The organism is Paraburkholderia sp. BL18I3N2, assembly GCF_003001875.1.
GTDB lineage: Bacteria > Pseudomonadota > Gammaproteobacteria > Burkholderiales > Burkholderiaceae > Paraburkholderia > Paraburkholderia phytofirmans.
The window spans coordinates 11,695-28,111 of record NZ_PVNC01000016.1 but is presented as its reverse complement, the minus strand read 5'-3'; the positions used below and the strand labels follow the sequence as shown (position 1 = coordinate 28,111).

The 16,417-nt window shown below is 61.9% G+C and carries 16 protein-coding genes; 10 read left to right on the top strand and 6 right to left on the bottom strand.

What is annotated here, in order from left to right:
• Positions 1 to 179: 179 nt before the first annotated feature.
• From argE to B0G75_RS29980, 4 genes are read right to left on the bottom strand one after another with little or no spacing between them, the layout of a single operon-like run.
• A complete protein-coding gene (gene argE, locus B0G75_RS29995) occupies positions 180 to 1,343 on the bottom strand; it encodes an acetylornithine deacetylase (protein ID WP_106313667.1) in 1,164 nt (387 codons plus the stop codon).
• The gene (locus B0G75_RS29990; RefSeq protein WP_106313666.1) at positions 1,336 to 2,013 is read right to left on the bottom strand and encodes a DUF1028 domain-containing protein; all 678 of its coding nucleotides are present in this window, start codon (positions 2,011 to 2,013) and stop codon (positions 1,336 to 1,338) included. Before B0G75_RS29990 ends, argE begins: the two co-directional genes overlap by 8 nt.
• A gap of 10 nt (positions 2,014 to 2,023) precedes the next feature.
• Positions 2,024 to 2,461, bottom strand: coding sequence for a RidA family protein (locus tag B0G75_RS29985; protein ID WP_106313665.1), 438 nt, complete (start codon positions 2,459 to 2,461; stop codon positions 2,024 to 2,026).
• Positions 2,462 to 2,515: 54 nt separating this feature from the next.
• Positions 2,516 to 3,865: an NAD(P)/FAD-dependent oxidoreductase gene (locus tag B0G75_RS29980; RefSeq protein WP_106313664.1), complete on the bottom strand. Its 1,350-nt coding sequence runs from the start codon at positions 3,863 to 3,865 to the stop codon at positions 2,516 to 2,518.
• A gap of 276 nt (positions 3,866 to 4,141) precedes the next feature.
• Between B0G75_RS29980 and B0G75_RS29975 the strand changes: the two genes are divergently transcribed.
• The 6 genes from B0G75_RS29975 to B0G75_RS29950 all read left to right on the top strand — a co-directional run bounded on the left by B0G75_RS29975 (position 4,142) and on the right by B0G75_RS29950 (position 10,817).
• Positions 4,142 to 5,068 (top strand): LysR family transcriptional regulator, encoded by a 927-nt coding sequence (locus tag B0G75_RS29975; protein ID WP_106313663.1) that lies wholly within the window; start codon positions 4,142 to 4,144, stop codon positions 5,066 to 5,068.
• 184 nt (positions 5,069 to 5,252) lie between these two features.
• Positions 5,253 to 6,416: an aromatic ring-hydroxylating dioxygenase subunit alpha gene (locus B0G75_RS29970; RefSeq protein WP_106313662.1), complete on the top strand. Its 1,164-nt coding sequence runs from the start codon at positions 5,253 to 5,255 to the stop codon at positions 6,414 to 6,416.
• A 32-nt stretch (positions 6,417 to 6,448) separates the two neighbouring features.
• Positions 6,449 to 7,630 carry an ABC transporter ATP-binding protein gene (locus B0G75_RS29965; protein ID WP_106313779.1) on the top strand — a complete coding sequence of 394 codons (1,182 nt, stop codon included), beginning with the start codon at positions 6,449 to 6,451 and terminating at the stop codon, positions 7,628 to 7,630.
• Between the two features lies 1 nt (position 7,631).
• Positions 7,632 to 8,687 carry an ABC transporter substrate-binding protein gene (locus tag B0G75_RS29960; protein ID WP_106313661.1) on the top strand — a complete coding sequence of 352 codons (1,056 nt, stop codon included), beginning with the start codon at positions 7,632 to 7,634 and terminating at the stop codon, positions 8,685 to 8,687.
• Between the two features lie 37 nt (positions 8,688 to 8,724).
• Positions 8,725 to 9,978, top strand: coding sequence for an ABC transporter permease (locus tag B0G75_RS29955; RefSeq protein ID WP_106313660.1), 1,254 nt, complete (start codon positions 8,725 to 8,727; stop codon positions 9,976 to 9,978).
• A 26-nt stretch (positions 9,979 to 10,004) separates the two neighbouring features.
• Positions 10,005 to 10,817: an ABC transporter permease gene (locus tag B0G75_RS29950; RefSeq protein WP_106313659.1), complete on the top strand. Its 813-nt coding sequence runs from the start codon at positions 10,005 to 10,007 to the stop codon at positions 10,815 to 10,817.
• Positions 10,818 to 10,920: 103 nt separating this feature from the next.
• Here B0G75_RS29950 and B0G75_RS29945 read toward each other — a convergent pair whose 3' ends face one another.
• Entirely contained in the window at positions 10,921 to 11,352 is a 432-nt protein-coding gene (locus tag B0G75_RS29945) for a hypothetical protein (protein WP_106313658.1), read from the bottom strand.
• A 181-nt stretch (positions 11,353 to 11,533) separates the two neighbouring features.
• The gene (locus B0G75_RS29940) at positions 11,534 to 12,613 is read right to left on the bottom strand and encodes an AraC family transcriptional regulator (protein ID WP_258194775.1); all 1,080 of its coding nucleotides are present in this window, start codon (positions 12,611 to 12,613) and stop codon (positions 11,534 to 11,536) included.
• A gap of 143 nt (positions 12,614 to 12,756) precedes the next feature.
• Between B0G75_RS29940 and B0G75_RS40835 the strand changes: the two genes are divergently transcribed.
• The 4 genes from B0G75_RS40835 to fahA all read left to right on the top strand — a co-directional run bounded on the left by B0G75_RS40835 (position 12,757) and on the right by fahA (position 16,392).
• Positions 12,757 to 12,900 carry a hypothetical protein gene (locus tag B0G75_RS40835; protein ID WP_181309382.1) on the top strand — a complete coding sequence of 48 codons (144 nt, stop codon included), beginning with the start codon at positions 12,757 to 12,759 and terminating at the stop codon, positions 12,898 to 12,900.
• A gap of 110 nt (positions 12,901 to 13,010) precedes the next feature.
• Positions 13,011 to 13,781 (top strand): enoyl-CoA hydratase/isomerase family protein, encoded by a 771-nt coding sequence (locus B0G75_RS29935; protein WP_106313656.1) that lies wholly within the window; start codon positions 13,011 to 13,013, stop codon positions 13,779 to 13,781.
• 2 nt (positions 13,782 to 13,783) lie between these two features.
• Complete coding sequence (locus B0G75_RS29930; RefSeq protein WP_106313655.1) at positions 13,784 to 15,013, top strand: CaiB/BaiF CoA-transferase family protein; 1,230 nt, start codon at positions 13,784 to 13,786, stop codon at positions 15,011 to 15,013.
• 56 nt (positions 15,014 to 15,069) lie between these two features.
• Positions 15,070 to 16,392 (top strand): fumarylacetoacetase, encoded by a 1,323-nt coding sequence (gene fahA / locus B0G75_RS29925; RefSeq protein ID WP_106313654.1) that lies wholly within the window; start codon positions 15,070 to 15,072, stop codon positions 16,390 to 16,392.
• The last annotated feature ends 25 nt before the right edge of the window (positions 16,393 to 16,417 follow it).

Sequence of the window (16,417 nt, the reverse complement as noted above, 5' to 3'; positions counted from 1 at the left end):
CCTTCTGTTTATGTCGACCGGAGTTGGCGCTTCAGCGCCTTACTCCGGTCCCATGCAAAGCGGTCGACCGGAGTTGGCGCTTTAGCGCCTTACTCCGGTCCCATGCAAAGCGGTCGACCGGAGTTGGCGCTTCGGCGCCTTACTCCGGTCCCATGCATAGCGGTCTTGACGTCCACGTCTCAGAACGCGGCCGAAACGTACTCGGCCAGCCGAGCCAGCATTGCATCGCATTCGCGCAATTGCGCCACGGTGACGAATTCGTCCGGCTTATGCCCCTGGTCCATGCTGCCGGGTCCGCAGACCACGGTCGGAATGCCCGCCTCATCGAAGAGGCCGCCCTCGGTGCCGAATGCGACCGTGCCGAACTCAGTAGAGCCGCTGAGTAGCGCCAAAAGACGCGCCGCTTCGCTGTCGGTAGAGGTGGCCAATCCCGGATAGGCGGACAGCGGCTGCAAGCGGATGTCGGTGTCGGACTTCACTGCGCGCATCTTCGGTAGCAACTCAGCCTCGGCGTAGGTCTGCAACGCGTCGGCTACCTGGTTTGCGTCGAAGCCAGGCAGCGCGCGCACTTCGAAATCGAACTCGCATTCGGCCGGCACGATGTTGAGCGCCCGGCCGCCATTGATCACGCCCGTCTGCACGGTCGAGAACGGCGGATCGAATCGCTCGTCGTGATGTTCGGGCTGCGCCAGTTGCTCGCCGATCTCTTCCAGACGGCCGATCATCCGCGCCGCGTATTGAATGGCGTTGACGCCATACGGCGCATAAGCCGAATGGCAAGGCGCGCCTTTCACCTGACAGCGCATCGCCAGCTTGCCCTTATGCCCCAGCACCGGCTTGAGTTCAGTCGGCTCGCCGATCAGGCACAGCGCCGGCTTGTGCGCACGCTGCGCCAATTCCGCCAGCATCGGCCGCACCCCGAGGCATCCGACTTCTTCGTCGTACGAAAAAGCGAGGTGCACCGGCAGCTTCAATTCGCGCTTTCGCAACCCGGGCACCGCCGCCAGCACCGAAGCGATATATCCCTTCATGTCGGCCGTGCCGCGGCCATATAACCTCCCGTCGCGCTCGGTGAGACGGAATGGATCGACGGTCCATGCCTGGCCCTCGACGGGCACCACGTCGGTATGGCCGGACAGCACGACGCCGCCGCGTTCACGCGGACCGATGGTCGCGAACAGATTCGCCTTGGTGCCCTCGGCGTTGTAGAAAAGCTCGCTCTCGACACCGAGTTCACCGAGGTAACCTCGGATGAATTCGATCATGTCGAGATTGGAGTCGCGGCTGACCGTGGGGAAGCCGATCAGCCGTTCGAGCAGCGCGCGGCTGGAGCGATCATTCATTGCCGGGCACTCCGTAGCTAGGCGCGGCGGTCGGATTCAACGCCCGGGTCAGGTAGTCCTGCATCTGCGGCCGATATGCTCGCCACAGGCCGTCGAGTTGGCCGATGGGGTCGTCATCCGCCCAATCGACCCGTAAATCGACGATCGGCCAGCTTACGTCGCCCACGATCTTGAGCGCCGCCGAATGCACGGGCCCTGCTTCACCGCCGGCGGCCATAGCGGCATGCATGCCCGCGAGCAGTCGATCGGCAAGCGTGCCAGTTGCCCGCTCGAACGCCGGAAGCATGGCTTCGATTACTTCGACGCCCGCGAGCATATTGCCTGCCGCCACACACTGCTTGCCGGCGACGGCGTGATACGTGCCCAGCGCTTCCTTGCCGCTAAAGAACGCCGTGCGTCCTTGCGCATCGATCACGGTGACCTGGCGGTACTCGCTCCACTCGCTCGTGCCGAGCACGCGTTCCAATGCCGCGGCGGGATCGATCTGCTCGTGCTCCAGAAGATCGAGAATCCGCGGCCCTAGCGCGGGCAGCGTGACGTTTTGCGTCGCGACTGCCCCCACGCCTGCGCGAACCCACGGGCACCGAGCGCCCACCGCGATGCTGGACGAACTGATCGCGATTCCAAGCTGCCCGGTTTCAGGGCAACGTCCCACGATTGAGAATGTCATGTCCCGCTCCTTAGGCTTGTAGCGGCGTCCATCCGTCAGGAATGACCGCGACAACGTCGATCTCCATCAACCACTGCGGCTGACCCAAGGCGACCACCACCAGACCGGTCGAAATCGGAAACACACCCTTCAACCACTTTCCGACTTCCTGATAGACCGGCTCGCGATAGCGGACGTCGGTCAGAAACGTCGTCGTCTTGACGATGTGGGACAGGTCGCTGCCTGCTTCTTCCAGCAACTGTTTGACGTTCTTCATCGCCTGCTCGGCCTGGGCGCGCGGATCGCCAATGCCGACCAGGCGGCCGTCGAAATCCGTACCCACCTGACCGCGCACATAGACCGTGTTGCCGGCGCGCACGGCCTGGCAAAGATCGTTGTCGAGCGTCTGGTTCGGATACGTGTCCTTCGTGTTGAACATGCGAATACGGGTATGCGTAGGCTGGTTCATCAATGCACCTGAATGTTAGGAAGAAATGGATCGCGGATTAGAGAGGCGTACGCATCAACTCACGCCCATCTCGCTGACCTTGTGGACGCGTGAACCGGTGGAGGCATTTTCGACGCTTTCCTCGCCACGGCTCTGCGACTGCTGTTGCGCGTCGCCGTAATAAGCCGCGTATTTGCGCTGCGTGACGATGTGATCGGCAATGTGCTTCGCGTCGTGCCACACGCCCCAGATGAAGGCGGAGCCGCGGCGCGACAGCCAGGGCAGACCGAGGAAATAAACGCCCGGCTCTTTGGATACGCCACGTTGATGTTTCGGCTTACCCTTTTCATCGAACGCGTCGACGTTCAACCAGCTGAAATCGACGGCATACCCGGTCGCCCAGACAATCGACGTCACGCCGGCTTTCGCCAGATCGAGATCGTGCAACGGGTGCGTCACGCATTCCGGATCTGCGGGAATGACGCGCGCTTCGGGTTCTTCGGGAAGATCGAGACCATTGCGCTCGGCGTAGGCGTCGGCGGCGTCGAGCAGCGACAGATAGTTTTCGTCGCCGCGCGCGATGTTCTCCGCGAGATCCGCTTCGAAGGTCACCACGCCGTCATCGAACGATTTCGTCAGACCCACGAGCGTGATGCCCTGATTCGCGAGACGCCGGAAGTCCACCGTATGGCCGCCGCGCGCACCGCTCACTGCAATCGTGACGTGCTCCCTGCCCGGCTTCATGACCTCGGCATCCCATTCGCCGAGCACGCCGAGCCACCAGCAGAAGTCGCGACCGCGATAGGCGCGCGGCGGACGATCGTGCGCGCCGACCGACAGATAGACGCGCTTGCCCGCACGTTGCAACTCGTCCGCTATTTGCACGCCCGATGATCCCGCGCCCACCACCAGCACACCGCCTTCGGGCAATTGATCGGGATTGCGATAGTCGGCGGAATGAATCTGCGTGAGAGCCGAATCTTGCGGCGCGATGGGCGGAATGACGGGGCGCTGGAAAGGCCCGGTTGCGACCACGACACGATTGGCCTCGATTGTGCCGTCCGAAGTTTCGACGGTGAAACCCTGCCGCCCGGCATTGCGTACAACCTTCTTCACTTCCACGCCGGTGCGGATCGGCGCTTCGAATGTCTTCGCATAGGCGACGAAATAATCCGCGACCTGCTCCTTCGAAGCGAATGCGTTGGGGTCGAAGTCGGCGAACTCGAGATTGGGAAAACGATCGTGCCACGCGGGGCCATTGGCAACCAGCGAATCCCAGCGTCCCGTGCGCCAGCGCTCGGCGATACGGGCGCGTTCCAGCACAAGATGCGGCACGCCAAGCTTGCTCAGATGTTCGCTAATGGCGACGCCGGCCTGACCGGCGCCGACTACGAGCGTGTCAATTGACGTTGTTTCCACTGTCATGGCTGTGTCCTTCTAAAAAGGGCGGATATTTCGATTCGATCGCGGGGTCGCGGCCTTTACGCGCTCGCGATCGTTGCGGACCCGGCAGTGTTTTGCGACAGTGCTTCGCAGCCTGGTCCGGCTGTCTCGTCTGTTTGTCTCTCGTGAAAATCTACGCGCCCGTTCAGAATTTGAAAAATATATTTAAAAAATGCATCGCATCGGATTTACCTATGCAAGGCTTTTTGACCGCTGCACAATCCCGCGAATTACAGACCTGAACACGGAGCGTCGTCGATGGAGAGTCAGCCGTTGCGCTACTCGTTGCGCCAGTTGCGCTATTTCGTGGTCACCGCGGAAGTACTGTCTTTCACCGCCGCCGCGAAACGCCTGCACATCTCACAGCCGTCGATCTCGACGGCACTCGCGGATCTCGAAGTGTCGTTCGGCGTACAACTGTTCATCCGGCATCACGCGAGCGGTCTGTCGCTCACACAAGCCGGACGCGATCTGCTCGGGCAAGCGCGCAATCTGCTGAAGTTTGCGGAGGAGTTGCAGACAACCGCGAAGGAAATGGACGGCGGCATGACCGGCGCCATCACGCTCGGCTGCATGGTCTCCCTCGCGCCGCCGCTGATGCCGCGACTGATTAGCCGATTCATCGACGAGCACGCGGGCATCTCGTTTCGCACGGTGGAGGCCCATCAGGACGGCCTCTTGCGCGGCCTGCACGACGGCTCGCTCGACATCGCCCTCACCTACAGCCTCGACCTGACTGAAGACATCGCCTTCACACCGCTGCTCTCGCTGCCGCCTTATGCGATCCTGCCGAGGACGCATCGTCTGGCACGCGCTCGCAAGGTATCGCTCGCCGACCTCCTGCCCGAGCCCTATGTGATGCTCGACCTGCCGCACAGCCGCGAGTACTTCGCCGCACTCTTCGATGCGGTGGGCAGCCGTCCCGTGCCCGCGTTCCGTTCCTCGCAGCCGGAGGTCGTGCGCGGCATGGTGGCCAACGGTCTCGGCTATAGCCTTCTGAACTTTCCGCTCAAATCGAACCGCACCGTGGATGGCGAAGAGTTCGTCATTAAGCGTTTCAAAGACAACGTCAATGCAACGATGCTCGGCATCGCCCAATCGCGCACCATGAAGCCGCGTCAGGTGGTGCATCGCTTCGCGTCGTTCTGCGAGACCTATATCCAGAGGCTGCATTTCGACGCATGATGAGGAAGGGTGCGATTGCCTGCTTCAAGTCCGCGCACGCTGCATAGGTAAAAGCTTTGCTTTGTATCTGAAAACAATATTTTGGCTTGCAATTTGGCTTGATAGATTGGTGTCCATGTTGAGCGCTACGCCGTACAAGCCTCGCGTTGACGCGCTCTCGCCGTGACGAATCAAGGGGGACACCATGGCCAACCCGGCAAGCACGATCGCAGTGCAAGCACTTGTCGACGAACTGCAAGCGGGTTGCGAACGGCCATTCGGCGATGCGCATGCGATGCCGCCCGGCGTCTATACGTCGCCCGAATTCCTCACACTGGAAGAGCGCGCTATATTCGAGCGTGAATGGCAATGCGTCGGTCGCGCCAGTGCGCTCAAGGTGCCTGGCGATTACATGACGGCGCGGATCGGCGCGCAACCTGTCGTCGTATTGCGCGACGAACAGATGCAACTCAAGGCGATGTCGAACGTGTGCCTGCATCGCATGTCGGTGCTGCTCGAAGGACGCGGCAACGTGCGTCGAATCGTCTGCCCATATCACGCCTGGAACTATTCGCTGGACGGCGCGCTGCAAGGCGCACCACTCATGGATCGGCAGGAGAGCTTCTGCAAGGAAAGCTATCGGTTGCCCAAAGTGCGCTGTGAAGAATGGCAAGGCTGGATCTACGTGACGCTCGACGAACACGCGCCGCCCGTTCCCACGCAACTCGCCGAACTGAACGAGCTGATCGGCGCATATGGCATGTCGGACTATATCGAGACCTTCCATGAAGAGCACGTGTGGAACACGAACTGGAAGATCCTCGCGGAAAACTTCATGGAAAGCTATCACCTGCCCATGCTGCATCGCGCGACGGTAGGACCGCATTCGCGGCTCGAGGAAATGGAATGTCCGCCGGGCTATCCCGCCTTCAATTACCACTGGATCACCAAGGAAGCGTCCTTGCCCATCGGCAACGCGCATCCGGACAACACGCGCCTCTCGGGACACTGGCGCAAGACCACGGCGCTGCTCGCGATCTACCCCACGCATCTCGTCACGCTCACGCCGGGTTACTTCTGGTATCTCGTGCTGCAGCCGCAAGGCGTGGACCACGTGCATATCCGCTTCGGCGGCGGGCTCGCACCGGAGTTCATCGCCGATCCCGAGGCCAACGCGCATATGACGACGCTGAAGAAGCTGCTCGACGAAGTGAACGCGGAAGACAAACGCGGCGTGGAAGCCGTGTTTCGCGGCGTGCATGCGCCGCTCGCGAAGCCCGGTCACCTGAGCCCGCTCGAGCGCCCCAACTATGACTTCGCGCGCTATATCGCCGGCAGAATCGGCGCGGCGCAGACCGGCGCGCATTGATTACGACGCACCATCGACAGGACGCGATCACGATGTCAAACCCTTCCTTCATTTCGTTCTCGGGCGTGAGCAAATCGTACGACGGCGCCCAATATGTCGTCGACGACTTGAACCTCGACGTGCGCAAGGGAGAATTCCTGTCGCTGCTCGGGCCGTCCGGCTCGGGCAAAACGACCACGCTCATGATGCTCGCGGGATTCGAATCGCCCACGCACGGCGAGATTCGCCTCGACGGCCGCCGGCTCGACGACAAGCCGCCGCATCAGCGTGACATCGGCATGGTGTTTCAGAACTACGCGCTCTTTCCTCATCTGACGATTGCGGAGAACGTTGCGTTTCCGCTCTCCGTGCGGCGCGTGAGTCGTGCCGAGCAGAAAAAGCGCGTGCAGCGCGCGCTCGAAATGATCGAGCTGCCGCATCTGGCGAACCGGCGTCCCGCGCAACTCTCCGGCGGACAGCAGCAGCGCGTGGCGCTCGCGCGTGCGCTCGTGTTCGAGCCGAGCGTCGTGCTGATGGACGAGCCGCTCGGCGCGCTCGACAAGCGCCTGCGCGAAACCATGCAATACGAAATCATGCGCCTGCATCGCGAGTTGTCGCTCACGATCGTCTACGTGACGCACGATCAGGCCGAAGCGCTGACCATGTCGGACCGCGTCGCCGTGTTCTCCGACGGCCGGATTCAGCAGGCCGCCACGCCGAGCGAACTGTACGAGAACGCGCAGAACGCCTTCGTCGCGAACTTCGTCGGCGAAAACAACGGCTTGACCGGCCGCGTGGTCAGTGTGGGCGAGGACTGGGCAACGCTCGCGCTCTCGGACGGCAGCGTCATTCGCGGCCGCAGCGAACCCGGCCTGCGCGCGGGCGACGAAGCGATGCTCGCGCTGCGCCCCGAGCGCGCGCATATCCCGAGCGCCGAAGGCGTGCAGGTCGACGAACACAGCAACGTGGTGCGCGCCCATGTCCAGGAACTGGTGTATTGCGGCGATCATCGCCGCGTGCACCTCGCGCTCGGTTCGCGCGATTCCTTCGTCGTGAAAGTGCCCAATACGCAGCGCCATGCGCTGCCTTCGCCCGGCAGCGAGATCGAAATCGCATGGCGCCACGACGACTGCAAGATTCTCGCGATGAGCGTGCCGCGCAGCGCCCCCGTGATCCCCGCATCCACCCCGCTCTCACCCTCCATCATCACGACCGCACCTGCAGGAGCCAACTAAAATGCGCACTCTCATCAAAACACAAAACGTCGCACTCGCCGTACTCGCCGCAGCCGCTTTGACCACCGTGACCACTCAGGCAGCGGAGACGCTTTCCGTCGTCACCTTCGGCGGTGCATACGAAGCGGCGGCAAAGAAGGCCTATTTCGAACCGTTCACCCAGGCCACCGGCATCGGCTTCTCGACCGAATCGTACGACGGCGGCCTCGCGAAACTCTCCGCGATGGAGCAGGCGAAGAACACCACGTGGGACCTGATCGACCTCGAAACAAACGACGAGATCACCGCGTGCGACGAAGGCCTCCTGCAGAAGTTCGACAAGAAGATGATCGGCAAGACGAGCGACTTCATTCCCGGCACGATCAGCGATTGCGCGGTCGCCAGCATGGTGTGGTCCACGGTCTACGCGTACGACGCGAGCAAGCTCAAGACCGCGCCGACCACCGTCAACGACTTCTTCGATCTGCAGAAATTCCCGGGCAAGCGCGGCCTGCGCAAATCGCCGAAGGTGACGATGGAATGGGCGCTGATTGCGGACGGCGTCGATCCTAAGGATGTCTACAAAGTACTCGGGACACCTGCCGGCGTGGATCGTGCGTTCAAAAAGCTCGACACGATCAAGCCGAGCATCGTGTGGTGGGAGTCGGGTGCCCAGGCGCCGCAGTTGCTCGCGGACGGCGCGGTCGTGATGACGCAGGCCTACAACGGCCGCATTTCCGACGCCGCGAAGAAGGACAACAAGCCGTTCAAGACCGTGTGGGACGCGCAGGTCTACGACTTCGACTGGTGGGCCGTCCCGACGGGCGCGAAGCATGCCGATGCCGCTGCGAAGTTCATCGCCTCCGCTTCGCAGCCGAAGGCGTATGCGGATCTGTCGAAGTACATCGCCTACGCGCCGCCGCGCAAGGACGCGATCGCGCTGATCGACAAGCAGCGCCTCGCCGATCTGCCGACCGCGCCCGACAACTTCAAGCGCGCCTTGCAGATCAACGCGAACTTCTGGGCCGACAACGCGGACCAGATCAACAAGCGCTTCCAGGTGTGGCTGACGCAGTAACACCACCGTCCGACGAGAGCCCGACTTGACTACTCACATGCCCGCTTCGGCCCGCGCCCCGGCCCCGGGCTCTCCGACGAGAGCCGACGGCCGCGCGTCGTTTGAAAAGGCGCGCCGCCGCGCATCGTTGCAGGCGCTGTTGCTCGCGCTGCCGCTGATCGTGTTTCTGCTGTCGACGTTCATCGCGCCGATCGCGCTCCTGCTCGCGCGCAGCGTACAGAACCACGAAGTGCCCGACAGCATGCCCGCGCTCACGCGTGCGCTCGATGCCTGGGACGGACGCGGCGTGCCGGACGAGCATATGTTCGCCCTGCTCGCCGCGGGGCTCAGGGAAGCGCAGCAAAGCGGCCAGCTCGGCACGGTCGCGCGGCGGCTGAACTTCGATCAGGCCGAGTTCCGCAGCCTGTTGATGCGCACCGCGCGCCAGTTGCCCGCCGACGCGCCGCCTGCCTGGAAACCGGCGCTCATCGAACTCGACCCGCGCTGGGATTCGCCGGAAATCTGGCGCTTGCTGAAGCGCGCCGCCTCGTCGCCGACGCCCGACTATTTGCTCGCGGCCGTCGATGCGCATGTGACACCGCAAGGCGCGGTCGCGTTCGTGCCGGACAACGCGTCGGTCTATCGGCAGGCGTTCGTGCGCACGATCTCGATCAGCGCCACGGTCACGCTGTTGTGTCTCGTGCTCGGCTATCCGGTCGCATGGCTGCTCGCGAACCTGCCCGCGAAAAGCAGCAACCGTCTGATGCTCTTCGTGATCGTACCGTTCTGGACCTCGCTGCTCGTGCGCACGACTGCGTGGTACGTTTTGCTGCAACCGGGCGGCGTCATCAACAGCCTGCTGATGGGTCTCGGTCTCACCACCCATCCATTGCCGCTCATCTTCAACCGCGCGGGCGTGCTCATCGGCATGACGCATGTGCTCCTGCCGTACATGATTCTCGCGATCTATTCGGTGATGAAGAGCGTATCGCCCGTGTACGTGCGCGCCGCACAATCGCTCGGCGCGCACCCGTTCACCGCGTTCGTGCGGATCTACATTCCGCAGACGCTGCCCGGCGTCGGAGCGGGCTGCTTTCTCGTGTTCGTGCTCGCGCTCGGCTACTACATCACACCCGCGCTGCTCGGTGGCGCCGGCGACGAGATGATCAGCCAGCTCATTGCCATACAGACCAACACGCAGCTCAATTGGGGCCTCGCCGGTGCGCTCTCGGCGTATCTCGTGATCTTCACGGCGATTTTCTATTTCCTGTTCAACCGCATCGTCGGCATCGACCGCTTGCGCTTCGGTTAAACACGCTGACACGACCAGGGAACGACATGCAAGAACAACGCAACAAGGTGCTGACGGAACGCGTCGCTGCGCGCTGGGTGCGGCTGCATACAGCGCTTGTACTGTTCTTCCTGATTGCGCCGATTCTCGCGATCATCCCGCTCTCGTTCAATTCGGGCTCGTACTTCTCCTACCCGTTGCAGGGTTTTTCGCTGCGCTGGTATGAGCAGGCGCTCACGAGCGCGGACTGGCAGCGATCGCTGCTGAACAGCATCGGCATCGGCGCGGCGTCGACGCTAATCGCCACGTGTCTCGGCACGCTGGCCGCACTGGGCATTTCGCGTACGCAGTTTCCGCTGCGCTCGCTGATCATGCCGATCCTCATCTCGCCGATGATCGTGCCGATCGTGGTAGTGGCCGCGGGCTTCTATCTGATCTTCGCGCCGCTCGGTCTCGTGAACTCGTATCCCGGCGTGGTGCTGGCGCATGCGGCACTCGGCACGCCGTTCGTCGTGATCACCGTCACGGCGTCGCTGCTTTCGTTCGATCAGAGCCTGCTGCGCGCAGCTTCCGGACTCGGGGCGACGCCCTGGATCACATTCAGGCGCGTGACCTTACCGCTCATCACGCCGGCGGTCGCGACCGGTAGCGTCTTCGCTTTCGCGACCTCGTTCGACGAAGTCATTGTCATTCTGTTCATTGGCGGCCCGGATCAAAGAACGGTGCCGCGGCAGATGTGGAGCGGGATTCGCGACTCGATCGATCCGTCGATCCTCGCCGTGGCGACGATGCTGATCGTGTTCGCCGTGCTGCTCTTCGCGAGCATCAACTGGCTGCATCGGAGCCGGGTACGGCACTAACGAAACAACGGGTCGCGCTGCCTCGCGATAGCTGTCGTCGGCGTGGGCGCAAGCCGCCCGCCCGCCTCACCTCTTGATGCACCGCTAAAGTGTACCCGCGCAATCAATGGTAGGTCGTCGTAGACGACTGCAGCTTCGTCAGCACGCCGCCTTTGAATCTGAACCAGCCTTGCGAGCTTTGCATCACGACTTCATCGCCTTGCCAGAACACGCGCTTGATCGTCATGCGCTTACCCGAGCGCTGCACGAGTGGCGGACGATGGCGAAAGTCGTACAGCACCGGACCCGAATCAGTCTGCACGAGCGTGCGCGTGACGGTGTCGCTTGCGTTACCGACCTCGTCAAAATGCATGAGCGCGTTCGCGCCGAAGCGATCGAATACTTCCTTATCGAGCATTCCCACGAAATCGCGGTCGGCGCGCACGAATTCCAGTGCGCCCGAAGGCGTGGCGAGCGGGCCGGGCGCGCTGCTCTGCGCATGGACCGAGGTCACGAAAGAGATGGCTGCGAGCGAAGCGAGGAATAGTCGTCTCATGTTTTCTTTTGGTCAGGGGCGGTTCCGACCGCGGAATGCGACTTGCAATCGTAGCCTGGAACCATCGACGTCAATTCTGACCGACACGTTTAATGTCTGCAACTGGACGATCGTCGGCGCTCGCCACGGCACTATGCGCCGGCCTATGCAACTGGATCGGATATTCGGCGCGCCACTCCTGTCACCCATCCTTGTCCATTCCCTTCCGATAAAGACTGGGAGAGTTTCCAGTCCACTTCCTGAATGACCGGCGAAAGCTCGCCGCGTCCGAAAATCCAATGCGTTCGGCAACCTGATCGATAGGAAGCCGCGTGTTCTCGAGAAATTCGATGGCGAGCGACCGGCGCACATCGTTCAACAAGGTTTGATAAGAGTAGTTGTCATCGGCCAGCCGTCGATGCAAGGTTCGCAGCGACATACCGAGTTGGGCGGCCATCTTCTCGGCGGATGGGAACACGCCCGGTGCGTTCAGGCAGGCCATGCGGATTTGGCGCGGAAGTTCGGGAATGCCGTCGCGTTCTTCGAGAATGCGATCACAAAGTTGCTGGCAGATTTGCGCGGTAATCGGATTCGCATTTGGACACGGACGGTCCAGTACATGCACGTCGAAATGCCACTCCATTGTATCCGCGCCGAATTCCACGGGACAGTCAAACATTCTTTCGTAATTCCGCCAATGTGGCGGCGCCGGATATGCCATGACCATGCGCTTCGACGGAAAAGGCGCTTCCAGCACGCGGCTGAATAACACGGTCATCGAGCTTCGCCAGAATTCGGCGACAAACGGCAACATGTCGCCAAGCGACGCGAGTCCGTGGCTGCGCAGAATGCCGGTGTCCCCCTCCGTGGAATAGCTGATCTGCAAAACCGCGCCGGCCATCCTGACATTTTCGACGCTGAATTTCAGGGCGTCTCCAAAGGTCGTGCTGCTGACCATGGCATAGCCATATATGCCGAAGTCACTGATTCTCTGACGCGCACCCGCAAGCAAGCCAACATCGGCTCTTGTTGCAAGCCGTTGCGCGTTTCGATAAATGGCGAGGCGCTGACGATGCGAGATTCTCGCCTGCGAATCCTCCAACTGGTTCGCATGGACGCCTGTATTCGCGAACAGTTTATTGACCGAAACGCCCTCGGCGGCCAGTTCGGCGGCGAGCGCGGCCAGGCCCAGAAGACTCTGCGTCGGCGCGTCGAGATCCGGATGCAATGGCGTGATGATTTTAGGTGGTCGCACGGTATGTCTCGCTCCAGTTGCAAACATGCTCGCATATTCTCCCAATCTTCGTCGGGCGCGTTTGGCACAGTTTGACACGGCAATTGGCAGGGTTAGACGTTGCCGCTCAATGCTCTCGCTGAGATAGTAACCATCAACGGCGCATGCCGAAAAACAGATGGAGACAAGCCATGAAGCCCCCCATTCACCCCGGCGCGACAGTAGTGACAACCCTGATCGGCGCGCGTCCCGCAATCGTGGATGGCGCAATCGGTCCCGTCCATGCCGCGACGCAACACGCTCCGCCGATGCGCGCTGTCGCGGTATCGGTCTAATGCACCGGTAACGGACTCGTCAGTCGACGCTCCCACACGCGGCCCGCGCCGCACATGTCGCCTGAAATCACCGGCCTTTGCCTCGCCTATCGCACATTGCAGAGAGAACCATGACCACAGTAAAGATTGAAATGGATGGCGCCGTCGGAATCGTTTCGTTAGCCAAGCCGCCGCACAACCTGATCGACGACGCGATGATCGCGGATCTGCTCGCCGCGTATCGCGGCGTGGTCGCCGAAGGCGCGCGCGCGATCCTGCTCAAAAGCGACATGCGGCACTTTTCCGCCGGCGCCGAAATGAGCTCATTTACCGATGGCAAAACGGCAATCCAGCACAACGCCGATCAATTCCTCGAGTTTCTCGACGTGCTGGAGAACGCGCCGGTCCCGACACTCGCCGCCGTTCACGGCGCCGCGCTCGGCGGCGGCCTCGAACTCGCGCTCACGTGCGACATGATCGTCGCCGCGGACACGGCCTACTTCGGCCAGGTCGAGAACATCGTCGGCCTCATTCCCCTGCTCGGCGGCACGCAACGACTCGTACAGAGAGCGGGCGTCGTGCGCGCCAAGGAAATCGCACTGATCGGACGGCGGCACGCGGCGGAAGCATTCGAGCGCTGGGGAATCATCAATCACGTCGTGCCCGAAGCCGAACTCCAGACCGCCGCCATGTCGTTCGCCCGCCAACTGGCGGCAGGTCCGACTAAAGTCCTCCACGGCATCAAGCAGCAGGCGAACCTTGCTGCCAACGGCGGCGTGCGCAGCGCCGACCTCGAACAGATCAACCTCAACAACATGATCTGGCAGACGGGCGATCGCGAACGCGGATTCGCTTCGTTCTTTTCGACCGGGCCCGCCACCGCCGAATTCAAGGGAGATTGATCATGTCAGCACCGCTCGAAGGTATTCGTGTGATCGATTTCACGCGAGTGCTGGCCGGACCGCATTGCACCAAAACGCTCCTCGATCTCGGCGCCACCGTGACCAAGATCGAACCGCCCTCCGGCGATATCGGCCGCGTGAGCATGCCGCATATCGGCGACATGTCGCTGTATTACGTGCAGCAGAACGCCGGCAAGCGCAACGTGAGCCTCGATCTCAACTTCCCCGAGGCACGCTCGATCATGGTCGACATGTGCCGGGACGCGGACATCATCGTCGAGAATTTTCGCCCCGGCACGTTGGAACGGTTTGGACTCGGCTATGAACAGGTGCGCGCTTTCAACGCGTCTGTGATCTACGCCTCTTTGAGCGGCTACGGACAATCGACCTCATGGCGCAACCGTCCCGCGTTTGCGCCGACCGTGCAAGCCGAGTCGGGACTAACCGACATCGTCCAGCACCATTTCGGCGCTGCGCTCACCGAAGTCCGCAACGACGCATGCAGCCACGCCGACATGTACACCGGGCTTCATGGCGTCATCGGTATTCTGGCCGCACTTCAGCATCGTGCGCGAACCGGCGAGGGGCAACACGTCGACGTCTCCATGGCGGCCACCATGCTATCGGTGAACGAACGCGTGGGCGCACAACTGTCGGAAATCGATACGGATGGCGAACCAATCATTCTCTCGGCACCCGATTCTCACATCTTCGATTTGCCCGATGGGCGCCAACTCACCATCGCGGGCAGCCCGATCTACACGCCGATGTTTTCGCGTTACTGCGCGATGATGCGCCGCAACGATTTGCTGAGCGATCCCCGCTTCGGCACGGCGCTTTTGCGGCGGCAAAACATTGCTGATCTGCTGGCCGAAGTGCGCGCCTGGCTTCTCACGTTCAACGACCTGGATCAGCTCCAGACGCAGGTCAGCGAAGCGGGACTGGCTATCGGCGTGGTCCGGAGCGTCAACGAGTTCGCCGATTCCGAGTGGGTGCAGGAATGGGGTGCGCTAGTGGATGTCGACGACAGATCAGGCGGCACGACGCGTATGCCCGGCGCGCCGTGGCATTTCAGCGAGTCTGAGTTACCGCGGCCGGGCAGCCCAGCTTTCCAGGGCGAGCATAACGCCGAGGTGCTCTCCGAACGCAAGCTCAGCGCGGCGTTCATTCGGTACTTGCAGGAGCGCGGAATCCTTGTCAGCAGGCACAGCCCCACGCGTCCGTTCGACTGAACGTCGCCGCCATTGCGCGAACGGCTCGCGCTTTAACCGAATGAATCGAGACGAGCATGCAACACATACTGAACCAGACGCATGATCCCGCCGCGCGCAGTTGGGTCGCGTCCGCCAATGCACCGTCATGTGACTTTCCAATCCAGAACTTGCCGTTTTCGGTTTTCCGCAGAAGGCATTCCGACGAGGCGTTCCGGGGTGCGGTCGCAATCGGCGACCGGGTGATCGACATTGCGGCCTGGGCCTCTCGTGCCGGTCTCAATGGAATCGCGGGCGAGGCTGCGCGAACGTGCGCTCAGCCCGTGCTCAACGAGTTCTTCTCAATGGGTCCGTCCGCATGGCGCGCTGTGAGACACGCGCTATTTGCAGCGCTTCACGAGCGAGCCCCTTCAGACGATCGCGCGGCGCTCGATGCGTGTCTGCTCCCGCAATCGGAAGTGGAATACGGCCTGCCTGCGCAGATCGGCGACTACACGGATTTCTACACGTCGATTCATCACGCGACCAACATCAGCAAGCTACTCGGTCTGAGCGGTGTGGGCGCCAACTTCAAATCGATACCCATTGCGTACCACGGCCGGGTTTCTAGCATCGGTCTAAGCGGTCAGCGGTTCCGACGCCCAACGGGTCAAATCATGCTTCCAGGCGAAGATGCACCGATCCTCTCGCCGTCGCGTAAGCTGGACTACGAACTCGAACTCGGCATTTACGTTGGACAAGGTAATGCGGCTGGCGAGCCGATCGATCTGGATCAGGCCGACAGTCATGTATTCGGGCTATGTCTGCTCAACGACTGGTCCGCTCGCGATATTCAGGCTTGGGAAATGCAGCCGCTAGGGCCGTTTCTCGCCAAGAATTTTGCCACCACGATCTCGCCGTGGATCGTGACCATGGAGGCGTTGGCGCCGTTCAGGCTACCCCTGCCGCGCCCGGACACAGATAAAAAGCCGCTGCCTTATCTGCATTCCGACCGGAATAGCACGACGGGCGCCATCGATATCCAACTGGAAGTCTGCATGGAGACTTCGCGCCATAGAGCCGGGAATCTCCCGGCCGCGCAACTCTCACACACGAGTTTCAGACATCAGTACTGGAGCATTGCACAGATGGTCGCGCATCACGCCGTGGGCGGCTGCAATCTGCGTGCTGGAGACCTGCTTGGCAGCGGCACCATTTCAGGTCCAGGGCAATCGGAAGCGGGCGCGTTGATGGAACTTGCACGCAACGCAAGCGAGCCGGTCACGTTGAATACCGGCGAAAAGCGCAGCTACGTAGAGGATGGCGACGCCATTATTCTGCGCGGCTACTGTGAGAAAGCAGGCTTCGCGCGAATCGGATTCGGAGAGAACCGCGGCGAAGTTTTGCAGGCAAAGCTCTAGCGACTCGCCCCCTTCAGCTGTCTCT